This window comes from Kitasatospora sp. NPDC114501, assembly GCF_055633695.1.
Genome location: NZ_JBVKDS010000016.1, coordinates 187994 through 211037, shown reverse-complemented (window position 1 = coordinate 211037; position 23044 = coordinate 187994). Strand labels below are relative to the sequence as shown.

Here is a 23044-nt window from a genome sequence, read left to right as displayed (position 1 = left end):
CGGCTTCGAGCTGGCCGAGGGCGCCACCCTGCGCGATGCCACCCGGCAGGCGGAGGTGAGCACGCCTCAGCTCATCCGGAAGACCGGCCCGCGCGGGGTGAACGGCAGTGCGGCGCCCCGGGGGACGAGGAAGGCGTGCTCGCGGCGCAGCCGCAGCACGTCGCACTCGCCGTCGGTGATGACCAGGACGGGCGCGCCGGGCGGGAAGTCGTCGGCCCGTTCCAGCAGGTCGATGCCCGGCTGGAGGACGGTGCCGCCGCGCCCGTGCACCCGCAGCCGCCCGGCGATCTCCTCGACCGGGAGGTAGCCGGCGTCGTGCGGGGCGGCGTCGCAGTGCACCACCCGGGCGGCCGGGACGTCCCGGGCGGCGGCGTAGGAGGCGATCGCGCCGAGCGCCTTGCCGAGCAGCGGCCGGCTCATCGAGCCGGAGGTGTCCAGGACGACCCCGAAGGTGCAGCGCGGCACCTCCTCCTCGGGGCGGTAGCGGCCGGCCCGGGGGATGTCCGGGGTCGCGGACTGCCGGCGGGCGGGACGGGAGTAGCTGCGCACCGGCTCGGGGCTCGGCACGAACTCGTCGAACCAGCGCGCCAGTCGCGCGTCCCAGGGGAGCGGCGGGTGGGCGAGAGCGCGGATCTCCTCGACCAGTCCGGCCGGGAGGAGGCCGCGTTCGCGTCGGTGAAGCTCGAAGCCCTGCTGGAGGCCGCGCCGGTAGAGGTCGTCGAGGTCCACGTAGTCGCGCGGGCCGCGGTCCAGCGGTGCGCCGAGGACGTCCGGGCGGTTCTTCCCGGCCAGGGTGGCGAGCCGGCGGATCCGGCGCTGGTCGCGGACGATCCGGTCGTACACCTCCTCGGCCGACAGGCCCGTCAACTGCGGGTCGTGCAGCAGGCCTTCGGGCATCTCGCCGACGCCCATCTCCAGCAGCCAGCCGTTGATGACGTAGTCGGCGGCTACGTTGAACAGGAACGGGTCCCGCCCGCCCCGGCGCTCGCCGTGCCGCAGGGCGGCGTGCAGCATCTCGTGGCCGAGGATGAACCGCCACTCCTCGTCGGTGTACCGGCGCAGCGGGTTGACGTAGACCTCCCCGGCGTCGGCGTTGACGGCGGCGATGGCGATGTCGTGCGCGCGGGCGAGTTCGGCGTCGGCCACCAGGGTCAGGCCGGCCGCGATGCCGCCGAGCAGCGGGTACGAGGAGACGAACCAGTTGAGCGCCCTGGTCCAGGGGCGTTCGGGCAGGCGCTGGCCGGTCTTCTCGTCGATCCGGCCGCCGGCCCGGTCCATCGCGGCGGACACGGTGCGGGTGAGCGCGGCCGCGAAGGCGCTCTCCCAGTCCTCGGGTGCCCGGCCGTGGCCGTGCCACTCGACCAGCAGCTGGTCGCGATCGGCCGTGCCGGCGGTGCCGGCCGTGCCGGCGGCGTCGGCCGGCGGCAGGCCGTCGCGGCGCCAGCGGGCGGCCAACTCCTCCTCGTCGCCGCCCGGGTACTCCTGCGGGAGTACGACCGGGGCGCGGCCGACCGGGAAGGTGGCGAGGAAGCGGTTGACCACCGCGCAGCGGGCGGCGGCCGCGTGGTCGTCCGGCTGGACCCGGGCGCCGCGGGCGGCCGGGACGTGGCCGAAGCCGAGGTGCAGCAGGCTGTGCGCCAGCACCCAGGCCCACTCCTCGGGATCGGCCCGGCGGCGCGGGTTGACGTGCACGGTGCCGTTGGAGTCGGCCACCGCCCAACCGCCCGGCGGGGCGACCCCGCAGGTCTCCGTGCGGCAGAACTCGGCGGGCAGGGCGGCGAGGGCGGGATTGCGGCGCAGCAGCCGGACGCCTTCGGCGAAGGACTCGGCGCCCGGATCGGGCTTCCCCTTCGCGGCGGCGGGCTTCACCGGCGGGCCTCGACCAGGCGCGGCATGTCCCGGGCGGCCTCGATCAGGAACCAGGAGGGCAGCACCGGATTGCCGTCCGCGCCGTCGGCGATCACCGTCTGGGCGACCTCCACCGAGATCTCGGCCAGCTGCACCAGCAGCGACTTGGCCCGGAAGGCGGTCTGCCGCTGCGCCCCGGAGGCGTGCTCCTTGCTGGCGGGCAGCTCCTTGACCAGGCGGCCGCGGAAGGAGTCGGCCAGGTAGTAGAGCAGGTCGCGGTCCTCCACCCGGTGCGGCCAGCGGGCGTCGCCCTTGAGGATCGCCTCCAGGCCGTACGAGTTGCGGACGATCTTCGCGTAGCCGCAGAAGGCGACCGCGTGCTGGGCGGTGAGCAGGCCGTACGCGATGACCTTGAGCGTCTCCTCGTCCAGCGTGGGGCCGAAGGAGTGCAGCGCGTCGGAGAGCATGTGCCAGGCGCGCGGGGTGGAGAACGGCTCCTCGGTCTTGGGCGGGGCGGACCACAGGTGGTCGGGCCGGTCGGTGAGGTGGTCGACGACCCAGGGGTGGATCCCGGCGCCGGCCGCCCAGCGCAGCCAGTCCTCGGCGCTGGCCCGCAGATGGACGTGGATCATGCGGTTGACCAGCGCGGACGCCATCGGGCGGGCGAGCGCGCCGTCGGTGGCGCGGTTGCCCGCGCCGATCACGATCGAGCCGGGCGGCAGCTCGTACGAGCCGATCCGGCGGTCCAGGATCAGCGAGTAGAAGGCCTTCTGGACGTCCGGCGAGGCCGCGTTGAGCTCGTCCAGGAACAGGCAGTACGGCTCGTCGCGGGCGATCTGCTCGGGCGGGCAGAACCGGGAGCGGCCCTCGGGGGTGAGCTGCGGGACGCCGATCAGGTCCTCCGGGGCCAGCTGGGTGCCGACCAGGCTCACGCACTCCAGGCCGAGCGAGTCGGCGAACGCCCTGACCAGGGAGGACTTGCCGATCCCGGGGGCGCCCCAGAGGAACACCGGGCGGACGGTGGCCAGGCCGAGCAACAGCTCGGGGATCTGGGCGGGCGAGACGCTGACTGCTCCCTGCACGGGGCTCCTTCGCGGTACGGCGGACGACCGGCCCAGTGTGCGGGCTGTAGTTCACCGGGCGCACCGGATTTTCGGCGGCGGGGAGGGGCGGGGCACCGGTGGCGAACCGAGGCAACGGATGTTGCGCGACAGAGCAACGACCGTTGACGTCGCTCGCCGCCGGTCCGTAGAGTGCCGGGCCATGGACACGGGTGATCTCGGGCGACGGGTGGCGGCGGATGTGGCTCATGGGGGCGGAGTCGAGGGCCTGCGGCGGTTGTCGGGGGTGATCGAGGCGCTGGAGGAGCGGCGGACGGAGCTGGTGGAGGAGCTGCGGCGCGGACGTGAGGCGACCTGGGAGGAGATCGGGCGGGCCTGCGGGATGACGCGGCAGGGGGCGACCCGGCGGTGGGCCGGACGGCTGCGGGCGCGGTCGTTCGGGGTCGCGGCGGACGCGTACCAGCACGGCCGGCCGGGCTATCCGCAGGCGCTGATCGGCTCGGCGGTGCCCCGGGACGCCCGCCGGGTGCTCGATCTGGGCGCCGGGACGGGCAAGTTGACCGGGCTGCTGGTCGAGGCGGGCCTGGACGTGGTGGCGGTCGAGCCCGACGAGGGCATGCGGGCGCGGCTGGCCGCGGCGGTGCCGAGGGCGGCGGTCCGGGCGGGCTCGGCCGAGCACATCCCACTGCCGGACGCCGGCGTGGACGCGGTGGTGGTGGCGCAGGCCTGGCACTGGTTCGACCCGGCGGTCGCGGTGCCGGAGATCGCCCGGGTGCTCGCCCCCGGCGGAACGCTCGCCCTGGTGTGGAACGTCCGGGACGAGTCCGAGCCCTGGGCCGCCGCCCTGGGCGTGCTGATGCACCGTTCGGCGCCGCAGCGGATCGACACCCGCCCCGTCCTCCCGGCGCCGTTCGGCGCGCCCGAGCGGCTGGAGATCCGCTGGGAGCACGTCACCACCCGGGCCGGGATCGTCGACATGGTCGCCTCGCGCAGCTATGTGATCGCGCTGCCGGAGGAGGAACGGGTCCGCCTGCTGGCCGACGTCGAACAACTGCTGGCCACCCACCCGGACCTGGCCGGCCGGGAGGAGATCGCCCTGCCGTACGTGACGAGGTGCACCCGTGTCCGTCTCGGCTGAGCGCGGGCGGCGGCCGGTGCTGCTGCGCCGCCTCGGCGTCGCGGACGCCGGACCGTACCGGGCCTTCCGCCTCCGGGCGCTGCGCGAGACGCCGAGCGCCTTCACCTTCAGCCACGCCGAGGAGGCGGGCAGGCCGATGTCCGTGACGCTGCGCCGGCTGGCCGGGGCCAAGGACGGGCCGGGCGCCCTGATCGGCGCCTTCGACGGCCCCGGCGCCCTGGTCGGCACCGCCGGGCTGAAAGTCCCGCAGCGCAGCCAGGAACGGCACAAGGGCACGCTGTACGGCATGGCGGTGGCCCGCGCCGCCGCCGGCCGGGGGATCGGCCGCGCCCTGGTGCGGGAGGTGCTGCGCACGGCGGAGGACGGGCGGTTGCGGCAGGTGCTGCTGACCGTCTCGGAGGGCAACGAGCCGGCCCTGCGGCTCTACACCGCCTGCGGCTTCGAGGTCTGGGGGCGGGAACCGAGGGCCGTCCTGGTCGACGGCCGGGCGGTCGCGAAGCTGCACATGGTGTGCCTGCTGGATGGGTCACGGGCGGAGGCGGCCGGGGCCCTGACGACGATCGACTGATCCACTGACGACGGTCCGCTGACAATTGTCACGGTGCAGGGGTGCGTGAACACACTGCCTGTGACGCGGGCCCGCGACCAGCATGGATGCCATGACCTCCACCGACCTGCATCACCCCGACACCCGTCGGGCCTTCCGCACCCTGCGGCGGCTCGTGCTCGCATACCTCGGCCTCAGTGTCGCCACGCTGGCGGCCGCGATCACCCTTCGTGACCACCACGCGCTGGTCAACGAGGCGGTGCTGGTCCGCGGCACCATCGTCGTGGCCAGCGCCGCCCTGACCCTCCTGCTCACCGCCCGGGCCGCCAACGGCTCCCGGGGCGCGTTCCGGCGGCTGCGTATCCTGTCGGCCGTCATGCTCGTCGCCATCGCCGTGATCATCGCCCTGCCAGGGACGTTCCCGGTGTGGATGAAGGTCGAGCAGGGCATCTGCGGTCTCGCCCTCCTGGGTGTGGCCGCGACGGTCAACGGACGGCACCTGCGTAGCCTGTTCGCCGGGCGCTGAGGAGGAGGACGCGAGGTGATCGGCCGTGATCGCGCAGGCGACGAGCGCGAGAGGACGTTCCCCGGCGAGGAGGCATGGTCGAGCCCGGTCCAGCGCTGGGGCCCGGGCTGGCGCCGCCTCCTGCTGGCCAGCGGGATGATGGTCTTCCCCGGGCTCACCGCAGTGGCCGTGGGCAACACCGTCTCCGGGACGGCCGCGTTCGCCGGGTACGCCGTGGTCGTGGCGTTCTGCCTCTGCTACGGGCTCCTGGCCCTCGCCGCCGGGCTGGGCCGACGGCGCTGGACGCCGCCGCTGTTGGCGGTGATGACGGCGCTGTTCCTGGCCGCGCTGCCGTTTGCCCACGAGAACGCCTTCTTCCTCGCCACCGTGGTCGTCTCCGCGGTCGCGATCCAGTGGCGCGTGCACGCCGTCCGGGCGGTGGCGGCCGGCACGGTGGCCGCGCTGGTGGTGCCCTGGGCGGTGCGCCCCTGGCACACCGGGCCCGGCGGATTCCAGGCCCTGGCCCTGCTGTTCACCTCGCTCACCTGCGGCGCCTTCGCCGAGATCGCCACCACCAACAGCGCCCTGGTCGCCGCCCGGGCCGAGGTGGCGCGGCTCGCGTCGGAGGCCGAGCGCAACCGGATCGCCCGGGACCTGCACGACCTGCTCGGGCACTCGCTCACCGCGATGACCGTCAAGGCCCGCTTGGCCCAGCGGCTCGCGGGCCAGGACCTGGACCGGGCGGTGGCGGAGATGTCGGCGGTGGAGACGCTGTCTCGCCAGGCGCTGTCCGACGTCCGCGCCGCCGTCAGCGGCTACCGCGAGGTGACCCTGGCCGGCGAACTCGCCCGCGGACGCGAACTGCTGCGCGCCGCCGGGGTGGTGGCCGACATGCCGTCGGCGGCGGACGCGGTCGCGCCGGGGGAGCGCGAGCTGTTCGGCTGGGTGCTGCGGGAGGGGATCACCAACGTGGTCCGACACGCCCGCGCCGAGCGCTGCTCGGTGCTGCTCACCGCCGGCTCGGTGGAGATCCGCGACGACGGAACCGGGGGCGGACACGGCGCCGATGATGGTACGGGTGACGGCAAGGGCCTGACCGGGCTGCGGGAACGGGTCACGGCGGCGGGCGGTACGGTCGAGGCCGGCCCGCTCGACCCGCGCGGGTGGCGGCTGCTGGTCACCGTCCGGCCGGACGGCTCGAACCCTGGCGGTCCGACCACCGACGGGCCGGCACCCGGCGACGAAGGGACGACATGACGATCCGCCTGCTGCTCGCCGAGGACCAGGAGCTGGTCCGCACCGCACTGCGCACCCTGCTCGACCTGGAGGACGACTTCGCCGTGGTCGCCGCCGTCGGTCGCGGCGACCAGATCGCGGAGGCGGCCCGGGAGCACCGGCCGGACGTGGCCCTGCTCGACATCGAGATGCCGGGACTGGACGGCCTGGCGGCCGCCGCCGTACTGGCCCAGCAGGCGCCGTGGTGCCGGGTCGTGATCCTGACCACCTTCGGACGCGCGGGTTACCTGCGCCGGGCCATGGAGGCGGGTGCGGTCGGCTTCGTGGTCAAGGACGCCCCCGCCGAGGTGCTCGCCGACGCAATCCGCCGGGTCGCGTCGGGGGATCGGGTGGTTGACCCGGAGTTGGCCGCTGCCACCCTCGCAGCCGGGGCCTCCCCGCTCACCGCCCGGGAACGCGATGTGCTGAACGCCTCCCGCTCGGGCGCCGGGGTGGCCGAGATCGCCGCCAAGCTGTACCTGTCCGAGGGGACGGTCCGCAACTACTCCTCCTCGGCCATCGCCAAGACCGGCACCCGCAACCGGACCGAGGCGCTTTGGGTCGCCGACGAGCGCGGCTGGCTCTGAGCGAGGGAGCGGCCGGCGACCGCGCGGAGTGGTGTGGAGAGGTGGAGCACCGCGCGCAGCGGCCGGCTCACCGGTGGAGGACGCGCCGCAGCCAGCGGGTGCGGGCGTCGTGGGCGTCCCGGCTGATGGCGGCGTGCGGGGCGAGGGTGTCGAAACCGTGGCAGGCGCCGGGCCACACGTGCAGTTCGGCCTCGCCGCCCGCCCGCCAGATCGCGTCGGCGTAGGCGACGGCCTCGTCCCGGAAGGTCTCGGCGGACCCGACCTCGACGTACGCCGCGGGCAGTCGGGACAGGTCGGTGGCGCGGGCCGGGGCCGCGTACGGCGAGAGGTCGGCGGCACCGTACCGGTGGCCGAGCACGGCCTGCCAGGCGGTGGCGTTGGAGGTGCGGTCCCAGGTGTCGTGGCCGGCCAGCTGGCGGCTGGAGAAGGTGTCGCCGCGGTCGTCGAGCATCGGGCTCAGCAGCAGCTGGCCGACCGGTGCCGGACCGCCGCGGTCGCGGACCAGCAGGGCCAGCGCCGCGGCGAGCCCGCCGCCGGCGCTCTTGCCGCCGACGACCACGCGCCGCGCGTCCACGCCCAGCTCACCCGCGTGCTCGGCCACCCGGACGAGGCCGTCGTAGCAGTCCTCGACGGCCCCGGGGAAGCGGGTGCGCGGAGCCAGCCGGTACTCGACGGATACGACCGCCAACCCCAGGGGCAGCGCCCAGCCGCGCAGCAGCCGGGGCAGGACGGACCAGGCGTTGCCCGTCACCATCCCGCCGCCGTGCAGGTAGTACAGCGCCGGCAGCTCCTCGCGCACCCCGGCGGGCCGCGCGCTGACGAGCGTGACCTCGCCCGTGCCGTCGGCCCGTGGCACGCGCAGCTCCGCCACCTCGAACCGGCCGCCGTCGCTCAACTGGTCCGGCGTCGGGCGGGGCCGGGCGGCGAGGTCCCGTTCCTGCCAGGCCGCCAGGCGCTCCGGGGTGAGCACCTGGCGTGCCCCGTCGCCGGCCGCCGCCAGTGCCGCCCGCACCTGCGGATCCAGCGGAGGCACGCCCCCGGTCGCCCCTCCACCCGTCATCAGGACCCCCTCGCCGAGCGGCGCCCGGCGGCGCCGCGCTCGGTGCCCAGCCTGCCAGCCCCACCCGTGCGGACCCGTAGCGCCCCCCGAACCGCCCGGGACCTCGGCGGCGTTGTCGGTCCCGACTGGGAGCATCCCGCCCATGGACCCCACCACCGCCCTCGCCGGGCTCGACGCCCACCCCTGGGCCGACCTCTCGCACGCCTACGGCCCCGCCGAGGACCTTCCCGACCTGCTGCGCGCCCTCGCCGAGGGCGACGACGGCGCGGCCGAGGAGGCGGTCTCCGAGCTGTACGGGAGCATCCTCCACCAGGGCACGGTGTACCCGGCCAGCGTGGCCGCCGTGCCCTACCTGGCCCGGATCGCCGCCGCCGGGATCCGGACGGCCGACGTGCTCGGCCTGCTGGGAGGGCTGGCCGAGAGCGAGGACGAGTGGGAGGTCCCGGACGGTGCCGTCCGGGCCGCGGTGGCCGCCCGACTGCCGCTGCTGCTTCCGCTGTTGGCCGACCCGGACGAGACCGTCCGGCTGACCGCCGCCTGGGCTGTCGGCCACACCGGGGACAGCGGGACGGCGCCGGCCGCCCTGTGGGAGCGCTGGGCGGCCGAGGAGAGCCCTGACGTGGCCGCCGAACTGCTCGTCGCCCTCGGGCGGGTGGACCTCGGCGCGGCCGCCGCCGAAGCCCGGGTACGGCTCGGCGAGGAGACCCCGGTGCCGCTGCGGCTGGCCGCCGTCCTGGTCGGCCTCAGGAACGAGGAGCCCTGGGAGGCCGCCCACCACACGGCCGTGCTCGGCCTGCTGCCGGCCCGCGAACTCACCGTCGACCGCTACAGCGTCCACCACGAGGAGCTGCTGCTCGCGGTCGTCGACACCCTGCTGGAACGCGACACCGAGGCCGACCGCGAGGCCGCGCTCACCCTGTTGGAGGCCGCACTGCGCGACCCGCGCCCCGAGGTGCGGGCGGAGGCCCTGTGGGCGGCCGACCACGCCTGCTACGTCTCGCGCGCCGCCCCGCCGCGGCTGATCCCGGCCGTCGCCCCGCTCGCCGCCCAGGACACGGCGGCGAGCCTGCTGGCCAAGCTCGGCCCGCTCGCCGCCGAGGCCGCGCCGGTGCTCCTCGAACTCGCCACCCGGCCCGACGACAGGGCGGCCGACCAGGCCCTCGCCGCACTGGTGAGGATCGCCCCCGGCCAGGCCGCCCCGCTGCTGGCCCGCGACCTCGAACGGCGCCCGGAGGCCCGCCGCGCCGCGGGCGACTCCCGCGCCCCGGCGTTCCCCTTCACTCCGGAGCTGCTCGCCGCCGTCCGCGGCCGGCTCGCCGTCGAGGGGCTCGGCGACAACGAGACCGCCGACCTGGTCCACCTGCTGCGCCGGTGGGGCCCGCGGGCCGTCGAAGCCCTGCCGGAGCTGTGCGCGGTGCTGCCCCGCTTCCCGTACGCCGCCTCCGCCGTCGCGGCCGTCGTCGGAGACAGGCCCGAGGCCCGCGAGCGGGCCGCCGAGGCGCTGCGGGCGAACGCCGGTCCGCTCCAGGTGGCACGCGCCCACCACGACGTCACCGGGGAACCCGCTCTGCTGTTCGCCGCCGTCGCCGAACGGCTGTCGGCCTCGCGCGAACGGGCCGAGGCGGCGCAGGCGGCCGCCGGCCTGGGCGCGGCCGCCGCCGGGCTGCTCCCGCACCTGCTGGCGGCGGTGAGCACGGAGCCGGAGCCGACCGTCCCGCAGCTGGACGCCGACATCGCGACCGCCCGCGCCCTCTGGCAGATCGACGGCGACGCCGAGGAGGCCGTCCGGATCCTGGCGTCCGTCCTCGACCGCACCGCCGGGAACGGGCCGTGGTACCGCTGGACGACGGTCCGCGCGCTGCGCGCCGCCGCCTCCCTCGGGGCGGCCGCCCAGGACCTCGTCCCCCGGCTGGAAGCGCTGCTCGACCAGCCGCAGGAAGCCGCCGGCGCCGCCCGGGCCCTGCTCGACATCGTCGACCCCGGCACCCTCGACCCCGGCCGCCTCGCCCGGGCCGCGCTCCACTCCGTCGAGACGGGCGCCGACGTCACGGGCGGTTGCGAGGCCCTGCACGCGCTGGGGGCCGCGGCCCGGGACACCTCGCTGTTCCGGTACGTCGGGGACCTCGTCGAGCGCGACCGCCGGATCGTCACCTCCGGCCTCGCGTACGACATCATCGGCGAGGACGAGCGGCTGCGCGCCCTGCTGGCCGGACTGCGCTGACCCGGCCGGCCGCGCCCGCGACGGGCGCCGACTGTCGGTTCGGGGTTGTAGCTTTCGGGGTGTCGGCGGGGCCCGCCCGCCGGCACCCCGTCTCCGTCGCCCGAAAGGGGCTTCGCCGTGTCCGTCGCCGTGGAAGAGCAGGTCACGTACCTCGAACTGTCCGAGGACGAGGGGAGCGCGCACAAGTTCTACGAGGTGCGGCTCGCCGGCCAGGTGGTGACCGTGCGGTACGGGCGGATCGGCGAGCCCGGGCAGAGCAAGGCGACCACGTACCCGAGCCCGGAGAAGGCGGCCGCGTCGGCGGCCAAGAAGATCGGCGAGAAGGTCCGCAAGGGCTACGCCCCGGCCGTCCAGGGTGTGCGCCAGCGCCGGGCGGTGACCAGGCGGCAGATCGTCAGCAGCCGCTCGACCGCCCGTCAGGCGCCGCTGCTGTGGCGCTTCCGCTCCGGCTCGCCCGCCTTCGGGATATTCGTCGGCGAGGAGCACGCCTGGGTCGGCAACGAGCGCGGCGACGTCTACACCCTCACCCACGACGGCGAGGTGACGGCCCGCTACGGCCTGCCGGACGGCGTCAAGTGCATCGTCGCGGACGACTGGTGGATCTACGCCGGCTGCGACGACGGCAAGGTGTACGACCTGGGCGGCAAGGTCCCGCGGGTCGCCTACGAGATCGCCCAGGACGTCGACATCTTCTGGCTCGACATCCACGACGGCGTGCTCGGCGTCGCCGACGAGCGCGGCGGGCTGACCACGGTGGACCACGAGGACGAGTTCCAGTGGCGCCGCCAGGCCGACGGCCGGTCCGGCTGGATGGTGCGCTGCGACGCCGACGGCGTCTACCACGGCCACTCGCGCGGCGTCGCCCGCTACGACAACCGCAGTGGCGACCAGCGGTGGCACGCCCCGACCAACGGCGAGGTGCTGTTCGGCTGGCAGGAGGCCGACGAGGTGTTCGCCGGCACCGGCCGCGGCTGGGTGCACCGGCTGCGCAAGTCCGACGGCGCCGAGGTGGCCGCCTACCGCTGCGACGCCGCCGTGTTCTCCTGCGCCGCCTCCCCGGACGGCGAGTACGTCTTCGCCGGGGACAACCACTCCTCGGTGTACTGCTTCGCGGCCGACGGCACCCGGCTGTGGAAGCTCGCCACCGGCTGCGGCTCGGCGTACAGCATGCAGTACCGGGACGGCCGGCTCTACCTGGTGACCACCGACGGCTCGCTGGCCTGCCTGGACGCGAGCGAGCAGGCGGTGCGGGCGGCCGAGGACGGCACGCTGCCGAGGACCGCCGAGGTCAAGGGCGCGGGCTGGGAGCCGGTGCTGGCCGGCGCCGGGCTGGAGACGGTGGAGGCGGCCACCGTCCGGACCGGTGGCGAGGTCGAGGTCGAGTGCGTGCAGGACGGCGCCCGGCTGCGGATGCGGGTGGTCTCGCGGGGCTACGACCCGTCGTGGCGGGTGCAGTTCCCCAAGGACATCCGGATCGCCGGGGCGCGCTACCTGGTCGCCGAGGTGCGGGAGTCCGCCTCGGGCGGCTTCTACCGGGCGCGCGGCGAGATCAAGCGCCTGCTCTGACCGGGGCGGGGCCGGGGAAGCGGGGATCGGGCCCCGGGGATCGGGCCCCGGGCGGGCCGTACGGGGGTGACGGCCGCCCGGGGAGGCCGTCCGTCAGACGAGCCGCAGCACCAGCTTGCCGGTGTTCTCACCGCGGAACAGCATCCCGAAGGTCTCCGGGAAGTCGTCCACGGTGCCCTCCACCACCTGCTCCTTGACCTTGATCCGGCCCTCCGCGATCCAGCCGGCGATCTCGGCGGCCGCCTCCGGGTATCGACGGGCGTAGTCGAACACCACGAAGCCCTCCATCCGGGCCCGCCGCACCAGCAGCGACAGGTAGTTGGACGGGCCCTGCACGGCGCCCTCGTTGTTGTACTGGCTGATCGCGCCGCAGACCACCACCCGGGCGTGCATCGCCAGTCGGGTCAGCGCGGCGTCCAGGACCGGGCCGCCGACGTTGTCGAAGTAGACGTCGATGCCGTCCGGGGCGTGGGTGCGCAGGGCCTTGCGGACGTCCTCCGCGCGGTAGTCGATCGCGGCGTCGAAGCCCAGCTCCCCGGTGAGCAGCGCGCACTTCTCCGGGCCGCCCGCGATCCCGACCACCCGGCAGCCCTTCACCTTGGCGATCTGGCCCACCAGGCTGCCGACCGCCCCGGCGGCGCCGGAGACGACGACCGTCTCGCCCTCCTTGAGCGCCCCGACCTCCAGCAGCCCGAAGTACGCCGTCATCCCGGGCATCCCGAGGGCGCCCAGGTACGTCGACAGCGGCGCGAGCGCGGGATCGACCGTGAGCGCGCCCTTCCCGTCCGACACCGCGTACTCCTGCACCCCGAACGCCCCGACCACGTGGTCGCCGACCCGGAACTTCGGGTGGTTCGACGCGACGACCTCCACCACCGAGCCCGCGCGCATCACCTCGCCCACCCCCACCGGCGGCAGGTACGACGGCCGGTCGTCCAGCCACCCCCGCATCGCCGGATCCAGCGACACGTACCGCGTCCGCCCCAGGAACTCCCCGTCCCCCGGCTCCGGCACCGCCTCCTCCACGTGCGCCCAGTCCTCCGGACGCACCTCCCCGACCGGCCGACTGGCAAGGCGGATCTGACGGTTGACTCCGGTGGCTCCGGCCATGACGTCTCCTGGTCACTCGGGCTCGACGGCTGAACGCGCCGATTCTAAGCAAGCGCTTATTCAATTGACCAGAGCAGGGTGCGCTCGGAGACGGACATGGACTTCGCCCCGTGGAAACGGAGATCATCGAGGGGCTCGCCATCCAGGTGGCGCACTCCTGGGCGCACCAGGCCACGGTGGACCTGCTCCGGCAGCAGCTCGCCCCGGCCCTCAGGGCCGAGAGGCCTGTTCGCCGGTTCCGGCGACCTGGCCCTGCCGGGCACGGTGGACCGCTACGTGCCCGACCTGGCCGTCGTGCCGGCCGAACGCGCCGGGGTCGACGGGGCGTTGTCGCCGGACCGGACGCTCCTGGTCCTGGAAGCGACCGAGCCCCCGAGCGCCGACACCGACCGGACCGTGAAGCGCCGCCGCTACGCCCGGTTCGGTGCGCCGCTCCACCTCCTGGTGGACCGGCAGGAGCGGGCCTGCGCGCTGTTCTCCCAGCCGGGGGCGCTCGGTTGCACCCGGGTCGAGGGGCCGCACCCGTTCGGGGTGCCGGTGCGGCTGCCCGAGCCGTTCGAACTCGAGCTGGAGACCGGCGAGTTCTGAGTCAGGAACGGGCCCGGTCGCGGCTCGATCCGCCGGGCATCCCGCGCGGGCCGGCCGTCGCTCAGCCCTGGTGCTCGGGTGACCAGCCGAGGGCCGGCCCGAGTCGGGTGGCCAGGTCGGTGAGGATCTGCACGTAGTCCTCGTACGCGAAGGTGAACGGGAGGGCGAAGGCGACCTCGTCCACCTCGCGGTAGCCGGCGTGGGCGTGCAGCCGCTCGACGAGTTCCTCGGTGGTCCCGACCAGGTCGGGGGCGAACAGCAGTCGGGCGGGGCCCTGCGGGGCGAGGGTGCGCGGAGTGCGGGCGAGGGCGTAGGCGTGGTACCTGGCGCGCTGTTCGGGGGTGGCGCTGTCGGTGGGGATGACCACCAGGCCCTGGGAGACCCGGGCGTGTTCGCCGTCGGGGTGGCGCTCGCGGAAGGCGCGGATCCGGGCGGCCTGGAGGGCGGCGAAGTCGAACGGGCCCTCGTCGTCCGCGTCCTCCGGCTTGACCACGCTGCTGGTGAGGAGGTTGATCCCCTGCTCGCCGGCCCAGCGGGCCGAGCGCAGGCTGCCGGCGCCGTACCAGAGGCGGGAGGCGAGGCCGGGGGAGTGCGGCTGGACCCGGGGGGAGTACACCTCGATGCCCTCGGTGCCGGAGAAGCCCGAGGCGTCCTCGCCGCGGACCAGGGCGAGCAGCCGTTTGGCGCGCCGGGGGCCGAAGTCCTCCTGCTCCCCGGTGTCGGGGTACAGCGTGCCGCGCACGTGCTCGTAGTGGGTGGGCGGGCCGACGCTGAAGCCGGGGTTGAGCCGGCCGCCGGAGAGCACGTCCACGGTGGCCAGGTCCTCGGCGAGGCGCAGCGGGTTCTCCCAGCCGAGCGGGGTGACGGCGGTGCCGAGCTGGATGCGGCTGGTGCGCTGGGTGGCGGCGGCGAGTACGGCGAGCGGGGAGGAGATGCCGTACTGGAGGTGGCGGTGGCGCAGCCAGGCGCTGTCGAAGCCGAGCCGCTCGCCGAGGGTGATGAGACCGAGGGTGGCCTCGTGGCCGCGGCGGGGGTCCGCCTCGTCGAAGAGTCCGATGGTCAGGAAGCCGAGTTTCCGCAGCGGGCGAGGGGTCGGCGACATGGCGGGCTCCGCGGGGTGAGGCGGTCGGGTGGGCGCGTTCCGAACGTACGCAGGCGCCGCGCCGCCCGACAAGATCGGCGCGCGATCCGGACACCGGCCGGCAACGGCCCGCAACGGCCCGCAACGGCCCGCAACGGCGCGCAACGCGGCGACACGTACGGCGGCCCCCGCCCGTCGAGAGAGGTGGGGGCCGCCGGGGCCGGGCGCCGTCAGCAGCTGCGCAGCTCCGGGCTCTGGTTGCGGATCTGGTTGTGCAGCGAGGTGAACTCCCGGTACGCCGCGCCGTCCTCGGCGCCGGGGCGGAAGGCGCCGACCCGGTGGCAGTTGACGAAGGCGAGCTTCACCCCGAAGTGGTTCTCCAGACTGCCCCGGATGGCGTTGCTGGCGAGCGCGCGCAGCAGCTGGGCGCGCTGCTCGTCGCTGGGCGTGGTGTTGTCGGTGGTGAACTCCTCCTGGCCGGCGGCGAGTTCGGTGCTGAGCCCGGCGACGACCTGGTAGGCGTACGGGAGCGAGGTGCGGACGGTGTCGAGGAAGTCGGTCTCGTCGACCCGGCCCTGCTGGGCCTGGGCGAGAAGGGCGGGGGAGACGTCGAGCGACATGGGTGTCCTCTTTCGGGGCGCGTCGGGGTTCGGTGGGCGGCGTTCACCCGCAACAGTTAGCGAAGATGAAAACCATTGCAAGGAAGACTCTCCCGGCCGCCCTGACGCCCTGTCAAGCACCACCCCCCGAAGGGTTGACGGCGGGCGGCACCGGCACCCGGCTCGCCTTGATCACGAGCACCGCGATCGCCACCCCGAGCGTCGCGAACACCAGGCCCAGCTGGAACGCGCTCGCGATGCCGTGCACCAGCACCTGCGAGGAGTACGGCGCCGGGAGCCGGCCGGTGGCCCGGAACTGGGCGGCCTGCTGGGGGGTGGCCTGCCGGAGGAACGCCCCGGCCTGCTGCCGGGCCTCGGTACGGCTGGCCGTGCCGTACACCGTGACCAGGATCGACAGTCCGAGCGAGCCGCCCACCTGCTGGGTGGTGTTGAGCATGCCGGTGGCCGCGCCGGTCTCGTGCGGGGCGACCCGGGAGACGGCGGTCAGCATCACCGGGACGAAGATCGAGCCCATGCCGAAGCCGAACATCAGGGTCGGGCCGAGGATGCCGCCGACGTAGCTGCTGCCGATGTCGATCCGGGTCGCCCAGACGACCCCGCCCAGCACCAGCAGCGAGCCGGCCATCAGGAAGGGCTTGGCGCCGAACCGCGTCTGGCTGCGGGCGGCGAACTGGGCGGCGGCGACGATGGCGACGCTGATCGGCAGGAACGCGAAGCCGGCCCGCAGCGGGCTGAAGCCGAGGATCTCCTGCACGAACAGGGTGATGAAGAAGAAGATGCTGAACATCGTCGCGGCCATGCAGAGCATCAGCCCGTACGCGCCCGAGCGGTTGCGGTCGCGGAGCAGGTGCAGCGGGGTGATCGGCTGGGGCACCCGGCGCTCGTGGAGCAGGAAGCCCGCCAGCAGGACGACGGCGAGGCCGAACGCGGTCAGCGTCACGGTGTCCGTCCAGCCGTGGTCGGAGGCGCGGATGAACCCGTAGACCAGCGAGACCATTCCCGCCGTCGCGGAGAAGGCGCCGGTCAGGTCGAAGCGGCCGGGGTGGCGTTCGGACTCGTTGATGTAGAGCGGCGCCAGCAGCGCGATCGTGATGCCGATCGGCACATTGACGAAGAAGACCCAGCGCCAGGACAGCCAGGAGGTCAGCATGCCGCCGAGCAGCAGCCCGATCGCGCCGCCGGCCCCGGCGACCGCGGAGAACACGCCGAAGGCCCGGTTGCGCTCCGGGCCCTCCCTGAAGTTGGTGGCGATCAGCGCCAGCGCGGTCGGTGAGGCGATGGCCCCGCCCAGGCCCTGGAGCGACCGGGCGGCCAGCAGCCAGCCGGAGGACTGCGCGACGCCGCCGAGCAGCGAGGCCAGGCTGAACACCAGCACCCCGACGACGAACACCCGCCGCCGCCCCAGGATGTCGCCCGCCCGGCCGCCGAGCAGCAGCAGCCCGCCGAAGGTGAGGGTGTAGGCGTTGATGACCCAGGACAGCTCGGTGGTGTTGAACCGCAGCGCCTGCTGGATGTGCGGCAGCGCGATGTTCACGATCGTGATGTCGAGGACGACCATCAGCTGGGTCGCCGCGATGACGGTGAGTGCTATCCCCGGGTGCTGGCCCCGACGTGCGGTCGCGGGCGCAGCCTCGGCCAGGGCGCGCGAGGTGGCCATGGCAGGACCCCCAATGGGTGCGGGGGTGAACGACGGGCAAACGACGGGCAGAGGACGGATTCGTTCACCACTGTCGACGGTATCCCCGGGAGATAGGGAACACAATCGTTCATTACGGACATGCGACGACGGCGAACCCGTCCCGCACCTGCCCGCCCGCCCGCCCGCCCGCGCGCCCGCCGGTCCGCCCGCTTGCACGCCCGGCCGCCCGCGCCCGCCGGCCGTCAGCTGTCGAAGCCGAGGCCGAAGCGGTCGAGGGTGCGCAGCCAGAGGTTGCGGCGCCCGGCGTCGGCGTCGGCGCGGGTGAGGGCCCACTGGGTGATGCCGATGCCGATCGAGCGGGCCGGTTCGGGCGGGAAGGGCAGCGGCTTGCGGCGGACCATCTCCAGCGCGGTGCGCTCGGTGCGGGCGCCGTCGAGCAGGTCGAGCATCACCTCGGCGCCGAAGCGGGTCGCGCCGACGCCCAGGCCGGTGAATCCGGCGGCGTAGGCCACCCGGCCGTCGTGGGAGAGGTCGAAGAAGGCGCTGAACCGGGTGCAGGTGTCGATGGCGCCGCCCCAGGCGTGGCTGAACCGGACGCCCTCCAGCTGGGGGAAGGTCCGGAAGAAGTGCCGGGCGAGGGTGGCGAAGGTCTCCGGCCGCTGGTCGCGTTCGGCCCGGACGCGGCTGCGGAACTGGTGCACTACGTCGTAGCCGCCGAACAGGATGCGGTTGTCGGCGGACAGCCGGACGTAGTGGAAGTGGTTGGCGCTGTCGGAGAAACCCTGGCGGTTGCGCCAGCCCACCGCGGCGAGCCGCGCCTCGCTCAGCGGCTCGGTCATCAGCGCGTAGTCGTAGACCGGCACGGTGTACGGGCGGTGGCGGCGCAGCAGCGAGGGGAAGGCGTTGGTGGCGAGCGCGACGCGGCGGGCGGCGACCCGGCCGTAGGGGGTGCGGACGGTGATGCCGCGCGGGGAGCCGGTCAGGCTGGTGGCGGGGGTGTGCTCGAAGATCCGTACGCCCTGGTCGAGGCAGGCCCGCTTGAGGCCCCAGGCGAGGCGGGCGGGGTTGAGCATGGCGACGCCCTGACGGTCCCAGACGGCGCCGAGGAAGGTGGGGGAGTCGATCTCGGCGCGGGCGGCGTCGCCGTCCAGGACGTCGAGCCGGCTGCCGTGGCGGGCGGCGAGTTCGGCGAACTCGTGCAGTTCGCCGACCTGGTGGGGCTCGGTGGCGACGACGAGGGAGCCGGTGCGCTCCCAGTCGCAGTCGATGCCGTGGCGGTCGAGGGTGTCCTCCATGGCCTGGAGGTTGGCGGCGCCGAGCCGCTCCAGGGCGTGGAGTTCGTCGGGCCAGCGCTGGTGGCCGTTGGCGAGGCCGTGGGTGAGGCTGGCCTCGCAGAAGCCGCCGTTGCGGCCGGAGGCGGCCCAGCCGGCTTCCCGCGCCTCGACGAGGACGACGTCGAGCGAGGGGTCGCGCTCCTTGGCGATGAGCGCGGTCCACAGCCCGCTGTAGCCGCCGCCGACCACGAGCAGGTCGCAGCGCACGTCGCCGACCAGGGCGGAGGCGGCCGCGGGCCGGGCGGGGTCGTCGAGCCAGAACGGTACGGGCTGGGCGTCCTGGAGGGCGCGGACGGGGTCGGCCATGGCGGTGGCTCCTTCGGTGCATGGCGTCGGTGCGCGGAGGGTCGGGCCTCCGTGTGCCGCCATCAGACCGTCGCGCGGGGCTCAACGTCAATGGTGTTGACATAAGGACCCTGGCCGGCGGGCGGCCCCTCGGTCCGGTCCGACCCGGTGCGGCCCGACTCGGTACGGTCCAAGTCGATCCGGTCCAGGATCTCGGCCGCGATCGCCTCGGCACCCGGCCGGTAGCGGTGCGCCAGGGCGTGGAACAGCCGCTCGGCCGCCTCGGCGGGCCAGTCGGCGGGCAGGTGCTCGGCCGGCAGGTGCGGGTCGCTCCGGACCAGGTCCAACCAGTCGGTGTGCAGCAGGAGTTGGCGGGCCAGGTCGTCCTCGGCCGGTACGGTGGCAGCCGCGTCGGCGGCGGCGCTCCAGCGGTCCAGGAAGCCGCGGTAGCCGTCGGCGATCGCCGGGACGTCGAAGGCGGCGAGCAGGTCGCCGGCGTCGGTGGGGGCGGCGGCCCGGCCGTGGAAGACCCGCAGGTGGCCCTCCAGCCCGAGCCCGTCGACCAGGGCGGCGACGTCCACCCGGCCGGGCGCCGTCCACAGGCCGCTCTGCAGCGGGGCGAAACCGCCCCAGACCAGCCGGGAGCGCAGGTCGTGGCGTTCCCGGCGCCAGGCGTCGGGGAGGGAGAAGCCGACGACCGTCCAACTGCCGTCCCACTCCCGGTTGACGGCGCCGGTGCGCCAGATCCGGTCCTGCCCGTCGGCGAGCACGGCCTTGGCGCGGTCGGTCAGGGCGAAGTACGTTTTACGCCCCCGGCGGTGACGTTCCAGCAGCCCCCGGCCCACCATGCGGGTGAGGGTCGAGCGGACGGCCTCCTCGCTGACCCGGACCCGGGCGAAGGCGTCGATCACGCCCCCGGAGGACAGTGCGACGTCCCGGCCGAGCACGTGGATGCCGAAGAAGCTCAGCATCAGGGACTGCGGTCGCGGCGCGGCGGTGTCCTGGTCGGCGGGCACGGTCTTCCTCCTGGTGTTCGGGCGCGGTCGGCGCGGATCGGGTGGATCAGGCGGATCGGGCGTGGGTCGGGCTGATCGGGCAGGTCGGGCTGGTCGGGAAACAGCCTAGCCAGGATCAATGTTCGGCACTCTGTTGACCGTCGAAAGAATTCTGCCTAGTTTCTTCAGCAGCCGCCGGTGGCGATGCCTGGTCGCGAACACGCGCCTCCGCCCCGGCCCGGCGAAAGGACTTCCCATGGATCGCATCGATCTCTCCGGCAAGGTGGCCGTCGTCACCGGCAGCGGACGCGGCCTCGGCCTCGCCTACGCCAGGGCGCTGGCCGCCGCCGGCGCCTCGGTGGTCGTCAACGACGTCGACCCGCAGGCCGCCGCCGACGCCGTCGAACTGATCACCCACGACGGCGGCCGGGCCGCCTCGCTGGCCGTCCCGGTCGGCACCGCCGAGGCCGCCGAGGCGCTGGTCGCCTGCGCGGTGGAGCACTTCGGACGGCTGGACACGATGGTCACCAACGCCGGGGTACTGCGCGACAAGGTGCTCTGGAAGATGACCGACGAGGACTTCGACACCGTCGTCCGGGTCCATCTGCGCGGCACCTTCACCTGTGTGCGGGCCGCCGTCGAGCGGATGCGCGAGCAGGGCGAGGGCGGCCGGATCATCGTCGCCGGATCCCCCGCCGGGCAGCGCGGCAACTTCGGCCAGACCAACTACGCCGCCGCCAAGGCCGGGATCGCCGCCATGGTGCGCACCTGGGCGATGGAGCTGGCCCGGGCCGGCATCACCGCCAACGCCGTCATCCCGGTCGCCGCGACCGCCATGACCAAGACCATCCCGGTCTTCGCCCCGCACATCGAGGCGCTGGAGCAGCACGGCACCCCGTTCCCGGACGCCCTGCGCAAGGGAGAGGGCTTCGGCACCGCCGAGGACGTGGCCGGGCTGGTCTCCTTCCTCGCCTCCGAGGCCTCCGCCGGGATCACCGGCCAGTGCATCGGCGTCGGCGGCGACAAGCTCGCCCTGTGGTCGCACCCGGAGGAGGTCGCGGTGGCGTACGCCGACGGCGGCTGGAGCGCGGAGGCGATCGCCGCCGCCTGGCCGGTCTCGGTCGGGCGCGTGCCGCAGACCTACGGCATCCCGGCGCCGCGGCTGTGAGCGCCCCGACGATCGACCCGGACGCGCTCGTCGCGATCGACGTGCACACCCACGCCGAGGTCTCCGCCAAGGGCGGGGCCTCGCTCTCGGCCGAACTGGACGCCGCCGCCGGCGCGTACTTCAAGGCCGGGCACCGCCACCCCACCCTGCCGGAGATCGCCGCCCACTACCGGGAGCGGCGGATGGCCTGCGTCGTCTTCACCGTGGACGCCGAGTCCGCCACCGGCACCCCGCCGGTCCCGAACGAGGAGATCGCCGAGGCCGCCCGGGAACACCCCGACGTGATCATCCCCTTCGCCGGGGTGGACCCGTACAAGGGGAAGGCCGCGGTGCGCCAGATCCGGCGCCTGGTCGAGGAGTTCGGGGTCAAGGGCTTCAAGTTCCACCCGAACATCCAGGCCTTCCACCCCAACGACCGGCTCGCCTACCCGCTGTACGAGGCGATCGAGGAGGCCGGCGCGATCGCCGTCTTCCACACCGGCCAGACCGGGATCGGCGCGGGCGCCCCCGGAGGCGGCGGCATCCGGCTGAAGTACTCCAACCCGATGGACGTGGACGACGTCGCCGCCGACTTCCCCGGGATGCGGATCATCCTCGCCCACCCCTCCTTCCCCTGGCAGGACGAGGCACTGGCGGTGGCCACCCACAAGCCGCAGGTGTACATCGACCTCTCCGGTTGGTCGCCCAAGTACTTCCCGCCCCAGCTCGTCCGGTACGCCAACAGCCTGCTCCAGGACAAGGTGCTGTTCGGGTCGGACTACCCGCTGATCTCCCCGGACCGCTGGCTCGCCGACTTCGCGGCGCTGCCGATCAAGGACGAGGTCCGCCCGAAGATCCTCAAGGAGAACGCGGCCCGGCTGCTCGGCCTGGCGCCGGCTGGCGACGGGAGGTGAGGGGAGCCGATGCGCACACCCGCACGCAACCAGGGCATCGGCTCCTGGCCCGGCCGCCGCGCCCGCCGCACCCCCCGGCGCACCGCGCTGGTCCACGAGGGCGCGGCCGTCGACTACGCCCGGCTGTACGAGCGCTGCACCCGCCTGGCGCAGGCACTGCGTCAGGCGGGGGTGCGGCGCGGCGACCGGGTCGCCTTCCTCGGCCCGAACCACCCCTCCTACCTGGAGACACTGTTCGCGGCCGGCCTGCTGGGTGCCGTCCTCGTGCCGCTCAACACCCGCCTCGCGGTGCCCGAACTCCGGTACCAGCTGGCCGACTCGGGCAGTTCGCTGCTGCTCACCGTCCGGCAGGGCCGTGACACCGTAGGGCTGTTGGCCGACGGCGTCGAGGTCTGGCAGGCGGAGGGGGAGGCGTACGAGGAACTGCTGGCCTCCGCGCCCGGGGAGCCGGTCGACGAGGAGGTCGGCCCGGACGACCCCTGCCTGATCATGTACACCTCGGGCACCACCGGCCGGGCCAAGGGCGCCGTCCTCACCCACGGCAACATCCTCTGGAACAGCCTCAACGTGCTGGTCGACACCGACCTCACGAGCGAGGAGGTGGCCCTGGTCAGCGCACCGCTGTTCCACACCGGCGCGCTGAACATGAGCTGTCTGCCGGTGCTGCTCAAGGGCGGCACCGTGGTCCTGGAACCGGCCTTCGACGCCGCCCGGACCCTGGACCTGGTCGAGCGCCACCGCGTCACCTGCATGTTCGGGGTGCCGACCATGTACGACGCGGTGGCCGCCGCCCCCGGCTGGCCGCGGGCCGACCTGTCCAGTCTGCGGAACCTGCTGTGCGGCGGCGCCCCGGTGCCCGCCCGCACGGCCCGCGCCTACCTCGACCGCGGCCTCGCCTTCGTCCAGGGCTACGGCATGACGGAGGCCTCGCCCGGCGTGCTGATCCTGCACCGCGCCGACGCCCGGTCCCATGCCGGCACCGCCGGGGTGCCGCACTTCTTCACCGACGTCAGGGTGGTCGACCCGCTCGGCGAGGAGGCCGCGCCGGGGGAGGAGGGCGAGGTGCTGGTCGCCGGGCCCAACGTCACCCCCGGGTACTGGAACCTGCCCGAGGCGACGGCGGAGTCGTTCCGCGACGACGGCTGGTTCCGCTCCGGCGACATCGCGGTGGCCGACGAGGGCGGCTACGTCCGCCTGGTCGACCGCGTCAAGGACATGATCATCTCGGGCGGGGAGAACATCTACCCGGCCGAGGTCGAGGACGCCCTGCTGGAGCACCCGGCCGTCGCCGAGTGCGCCGTCATCGGGGTGCCCCACCCGGTCTGGGGCGAGGTGGGGCGGGCCGTGGTGGTCCTGCGCGAGGGCGCTACCGCCGGACCGGCCGACCTGCTCGCCCACCTGGACGGGCGGCTGGCCCGCTACAAGATCCCCAAGTCCGTCGTCCTCGCGCCCGAACTGCCGCGCAACGCGACCGGGAAGCTGCTCAAGGGCCCGATCCGGGCGCAGTTCTCCGACTGACCTCT

The 23044-nt window shown here is 74.5% G+C and carries 20 protein-coding genes; 11 read left to right on the top strand and 9 right to left on the bottom strand.

Translation table 11 applies throughout. From position 1 onward, the window contains the following. Positions 1 to 66 precede the first annotated feature (66 nt). Positions 67 to 1869, bottom strand: coding sequence for a vWA domain-containing protein (locus tag ACZ7RU_RS28385; protein ID WP_470343809.1), 1803 nt, complete (start codon positions 1867 to 1869; stop codon positions 67 to 69). After that, positions 1866 to 2930 (bottom strand): ATP-binding protein, encoded by a 1065-nt coding sequence (locus ACZ7RU_RS28380; RefSeq protein WP_470343808.1) that lies wholly within the window; start codon positions 2928 to 2930, stop codon positions 1866 to 1868. Before ACZ7RU_RS28380 ends, ACZ7RU_RS28385 begins: the two co-directional genes overlap by 4 nt. Before the next feature lie 181 nt (positions 2931 to 3111). On the opposite strand from ACZ7RU_RS28380, the gene ACZ7RU_RS28375 reads away from it, so the two are divergent. The 5 genes from ACZ7RU_RS28375 (at position 3112) to ACZ7RU_RS28355 (ending at position 6961) form a co-directional block, all read left to right on the top strand. Next, positions 3112 to 4047 carry a class I SAM-dependent methyltransferase gene (locus tag ACZ7RU_RS28375; RefSeq protein WP_470343807.1) on the top strand — a complete coding sequence of 312 codons (936 nt, stop codon included), beginning with the start codon at positions 3112 to 3114 and terminating at the stop codon, positions 4045 to 4047. Continuing rightward, positions 4031 to 4615: a GNAT family N-acetyltransferase gene (locus ACZ7RU_RS28370; protein ID WP_470343806.1), complete on the top strand. Its 585-nt coding sequence runs from the start codon at positions 4031 to 4033 to the stop codon at positions 4613 to 4615. The genes ACZ7RU_RS28375 and ACZ7RU_RS28370 overlap by 17 nt, the downstream gene beginning before the upstream one ends. A gap of 91 nt (positions 4616 to 4706) precedes the next feature. Then, on the top strand, positions 4707 to 5120 hold the full coding sequence (locus ACZ7RU_RS28365; RefSeq protein WP_470343805.1) for a hypothetical protein: 414 nt from the start codon (positions 4707 to 4709) through the stop codon (positions 5118 to 5120). 15 nt (positions 5121 to 5135) lie between these two features. Next, positions 5136 to 6356 (top strand): sensor histidine kinase, encoded by a 1221-nt coding sequence (locus ACZ7RU_RS28360; protein WP_470343804.1) that lies wholly within the window; start codon positions 5136 to 5138, stop codon positions 6354 to 6356. Then, positions 6353 to 6961 (top strand): response regulator transcription factor, encoded by a 609-nt coding sequence (locus tag ACZ7RU_RS28355; RefSeq protein ID WP_470343803.1) that lies wholly within the window; start codon positions 6353 to 6355, stop codon positions 6959 to 6961. Before ACZ7RU_RS28360 ends, ACZ7RU_RS28355 begins: the two co-directional genes overlap by 4 nt. A gap of 67 nt (positions 6962 to 7028) precedes the next feature. Here ACZ7RU_RS28355 and ACZ7RU_RS28350 read toward each other — a convergent pair whose 3' ends face one another. Then, positions 7029 to 8021, bottom strand: coding sequence for an alpha/beta hydrolase (locus ACZ7RU_RS28350; protein WP_470343802.1), 993 nt, complete (start codon positions 8019 to 8021; stop codon positions 7029 to 7031). Positions 8022 to 8163: 142 nt separating this feature from the next. On the opposite strand from ACZ7RU_RS28350, the gene ACZ7RU_RS28345 reads away from it, so the two are divergent. After that, on the top strand, positions 8164 to 10242 hold the full coding sequence (locus tag ACZ7RU_RS28345) for a hypothetical protein (RefSeq protein ID WP_470343801.1): 2079 nt from the start codon (positions 8164 to 8166) through the stop codon (positions 10240 to 10242). Positions 10243 to 10359: 117 nt separating this feature from the next. Next, on the top strand, positions 10360 to 11808 hold the full coding sequence (locus tag ACZ7RU_RS28340; RefSeq protein ID WP_470343800.1) for a WGR domain-containing protein: 1449 nt from the start codon (positions 10360 to 10362) through the stop codon (positions 11806 to 11808). A gap of 93 nt (positions 11809 to 11901) precedes the next feature. Here the strand turns inward: ACZ7RU_RS28340 and ACZ7RU_RS28335 are convergent, their stop codons facing one another. Then, a complete protein-coding gene (locus ACZ7RU_RS28335; RefSeq protein WP_470343799.1) occupies positions 11902 to 12918 on the bottom strand; it encodes an NADP-dependent oxidoreductase in 1017 nt (338 codons plus the stop codon). Between the two features lie 276 nt (positions 12919 to 13194). On the opposite strand from ACZ7RU_RS28335, the gene ACZ7RU_RS28330 reads away from it, so the two are divergent. Further along, entirely contained in the window at positions 13195 to 13506 is a 312-nt protein-coding gene (locus tag ACZ7RU_RS28330) for a Uma2 family endonuclease (protein ID WP_470343798.1), read from the top strand. Between the two features lie 61 nt (positions 13507 to 13567). On the opposite strand, the gene ACZ7RU_RS28325 is transcribed toward ACZ7RU_RS28330, so the two are convergent. The 5 genes from ACZ7RU_RS28325 to ACZ7RU_RS28305 form a co-directional block, all read right to left on the bottom strand. Then, positions 13568 to 14608 (bottom strand): LLM class flavin-dependent oxidoreductase, encoded by a 1041-nt coding sequence (locus tag ACZ7RU_RS28325; protein WP_470343797.1) that lies wholly within the window; start codon positions 14606 to 14608, stop codon positions 13568 to 13570. Positions 14609 to 14817: 209 nt separating this feature from the next. Beyond that, positions 14818 to 15207 (bottom strand): SCO5389 family protein, encoded by a 390-nt coding sequence (locus ACZ7RU_RS28320; protein ID WP_470343796.1) that lies wholly within the window; start codon positions 15205 to 15207, stop codon positions 14818 to 14820. Between the two features lie 112 nt (positions 15208 to 15319). Next, positions 15320 to 16864, bottom strand: coding sequence for an MFS transporter (locus ACZ7RU_RS28315; protein WP_470343795.1), 1545 nt, complete (start codon positions 16862 to 16864; stop codon positions 15320 to 15322). Between the two features lie 224 nt (positions 16865 to 17088). Beyond that, positions 17089 to 18486, bottom strand: a complete 1398-nt coding sequence (locus ACZ7RU_RS28310) for an NAD(P)/FAD-dependent oxidoreductase (RefSeq protein WP_470343794.1) — start codon at positions 18484 to 18486, stop codon at positions 17089 to 17091. Positions 18487 to 18548: 62 nt separating this feature from the next. Continuing rightward, the gene (locus tag ACZ7RU_RS28305; protein ID WP_470343793.1) at positions 18549 to 19481 is read right to left on the bottom strand and encodes a PaaX family transcriptional regulator; all 933 of its coding nucleotides are present in this window, start codon (positions 19479 to 19481) and stop codon (positions 18549 to 18551) included. 235 nt (positions 19482 to 19716) lie between these two features. On the opposite strand from ACZ7RU_RS28305, the gene ACZ7RU_RS28300 reads away from it, so the two are divergent. From ACZ7RU_RS28300 to ACZ7RU_RS28290, 3 genes are read left to right on the top strand one after another with little or no spacing between them, the layout of a single operon-like run. Then, complete coding sequence (locus ACZ7RU_RS28300; protein ID WP_470343792.1) at positions 19717 to 20628, top strand: SDR family oxidoreductase; 912 nt, start codon at positions 19717 to 19719, stop codon at positions 20626 to 20628. Between the two features lie 11 nt (positions 20629 to 20639). Continuing rightward, positions 20640 to 21521 (top strand): amidohydrolase family protein, encoded by an 882-nt coding sequence (locus ACZ7RU_RS28295; protein WP_470343847.1) that lies wholly within the window; start codon positions 20640 to 20642, stop codon positions 21519 to 21521. A 9-nt stretch (positions 21522 to 21530) separates the two neighbouring features. Next, positions 21531 to 23039 carry an acyl-CoA synthetase gene (locus ACZ7RU_RS28290; protein ID WP_470343791.1) on the top strand — a complete coding sequence of 503 codons (1509 nt, stop codon included), beginning with the start codon at positions 21531 to 21533 and terminating at the stop codon, positions 23037 to 23039. Positions 23040 to 23044 lie beyond the last annotated feature (5 nt).

Bases quoted from the DNA above. Each gene is read 5' to 3' on its own strand.
- ACZ7RU_RS28375 (WP_470343807.1), top strand. From the start codon at position 3,112: ATGGACACGGGTGATCTCGGGCGACGGGTGGCGGCGGATGTGGCTCAT.
- ACZ7RU_RS28365 (WP_470343805.1), top strand. From the start codon at position 4,707: ATGACCTCCACCGACCTGCATCACCCCGACACCCGTCGGGCCTTCCGC.
- ACZ7RU_RS28355 (WP_470343803.1), top strand. From the start codon at position 6,353: ATGACGATCCGCCTGCTGCTCGCCGAGGACCAGGAGCTGGTCCGCACC.
- ACZ7RU_RS28350 (WP_470343802.1), bottom strand. From the start codon at position 8,021: ATGACGGGTGGAGGGGCGACCGGGGGCGTGCCTCCGCTGGATCCGCAG.
- ACZ7RU_RS28345 (WP_470343801.1), top strand. From the start codon at position 8,164: ATGGACCCCACCACCGCCCTCGCCGGGCTCGACGCCCACCCCTGGGCC.
- ACZ7RU_RS28335 (WP_470343799.1), bottom strand. From the start codon at position 12,918: ATGGCCGGAGCCACCGGAGTCAACCGTCAGATCCGCCTTGCCAGTCGG.
- ACZ7RU_RS28325 (WP_470343797.1), bottom strand. From the start codon at position 14,608: ATGTCGCCGACCCCTCGCCCGCTGCGGAAACTCGGCTTCCTGACCATC.
- ACZ7RU_RS28320 (WP_470343796.1), bottom strand. From the start codon at position 15,207: ATGTCGCTCGACGTCTCCCCCGCCCTTCTCGCCCAGGCCCAGCAGGGC.
- ACZ7RU_RS28315 (WP_470343795.1), bottom strand. From the start codon at position 16,864: ATGGCCACCTCGCGCGCCCTGGCCGAGGCTGCGCCCGCGACCGCACGT.
- ACZ7RU_RS28310 (WP_470343794.1), bottom strand. From the start codon at position 18,486: ATGGCCGACCCCGTCCGCGCCCTCCAGGACGCCCAGCCCGTACCGTTC.
- ACZ7RU_RS28300 (WP_470343792.1), top strand. From the start codon at position 19,717: ATGGATCGCATCGATCTCTCCGGCAAGGTGGCCGTCGTCACCGGCAGC.
- ACZ7RU_RS28290 (WP_470343791.1), top strand. From the start codon at position 21,531: ATGCGCACACCCGCACGCAACCAGGGCATCGGCTCCTGGCCCGGCCGC.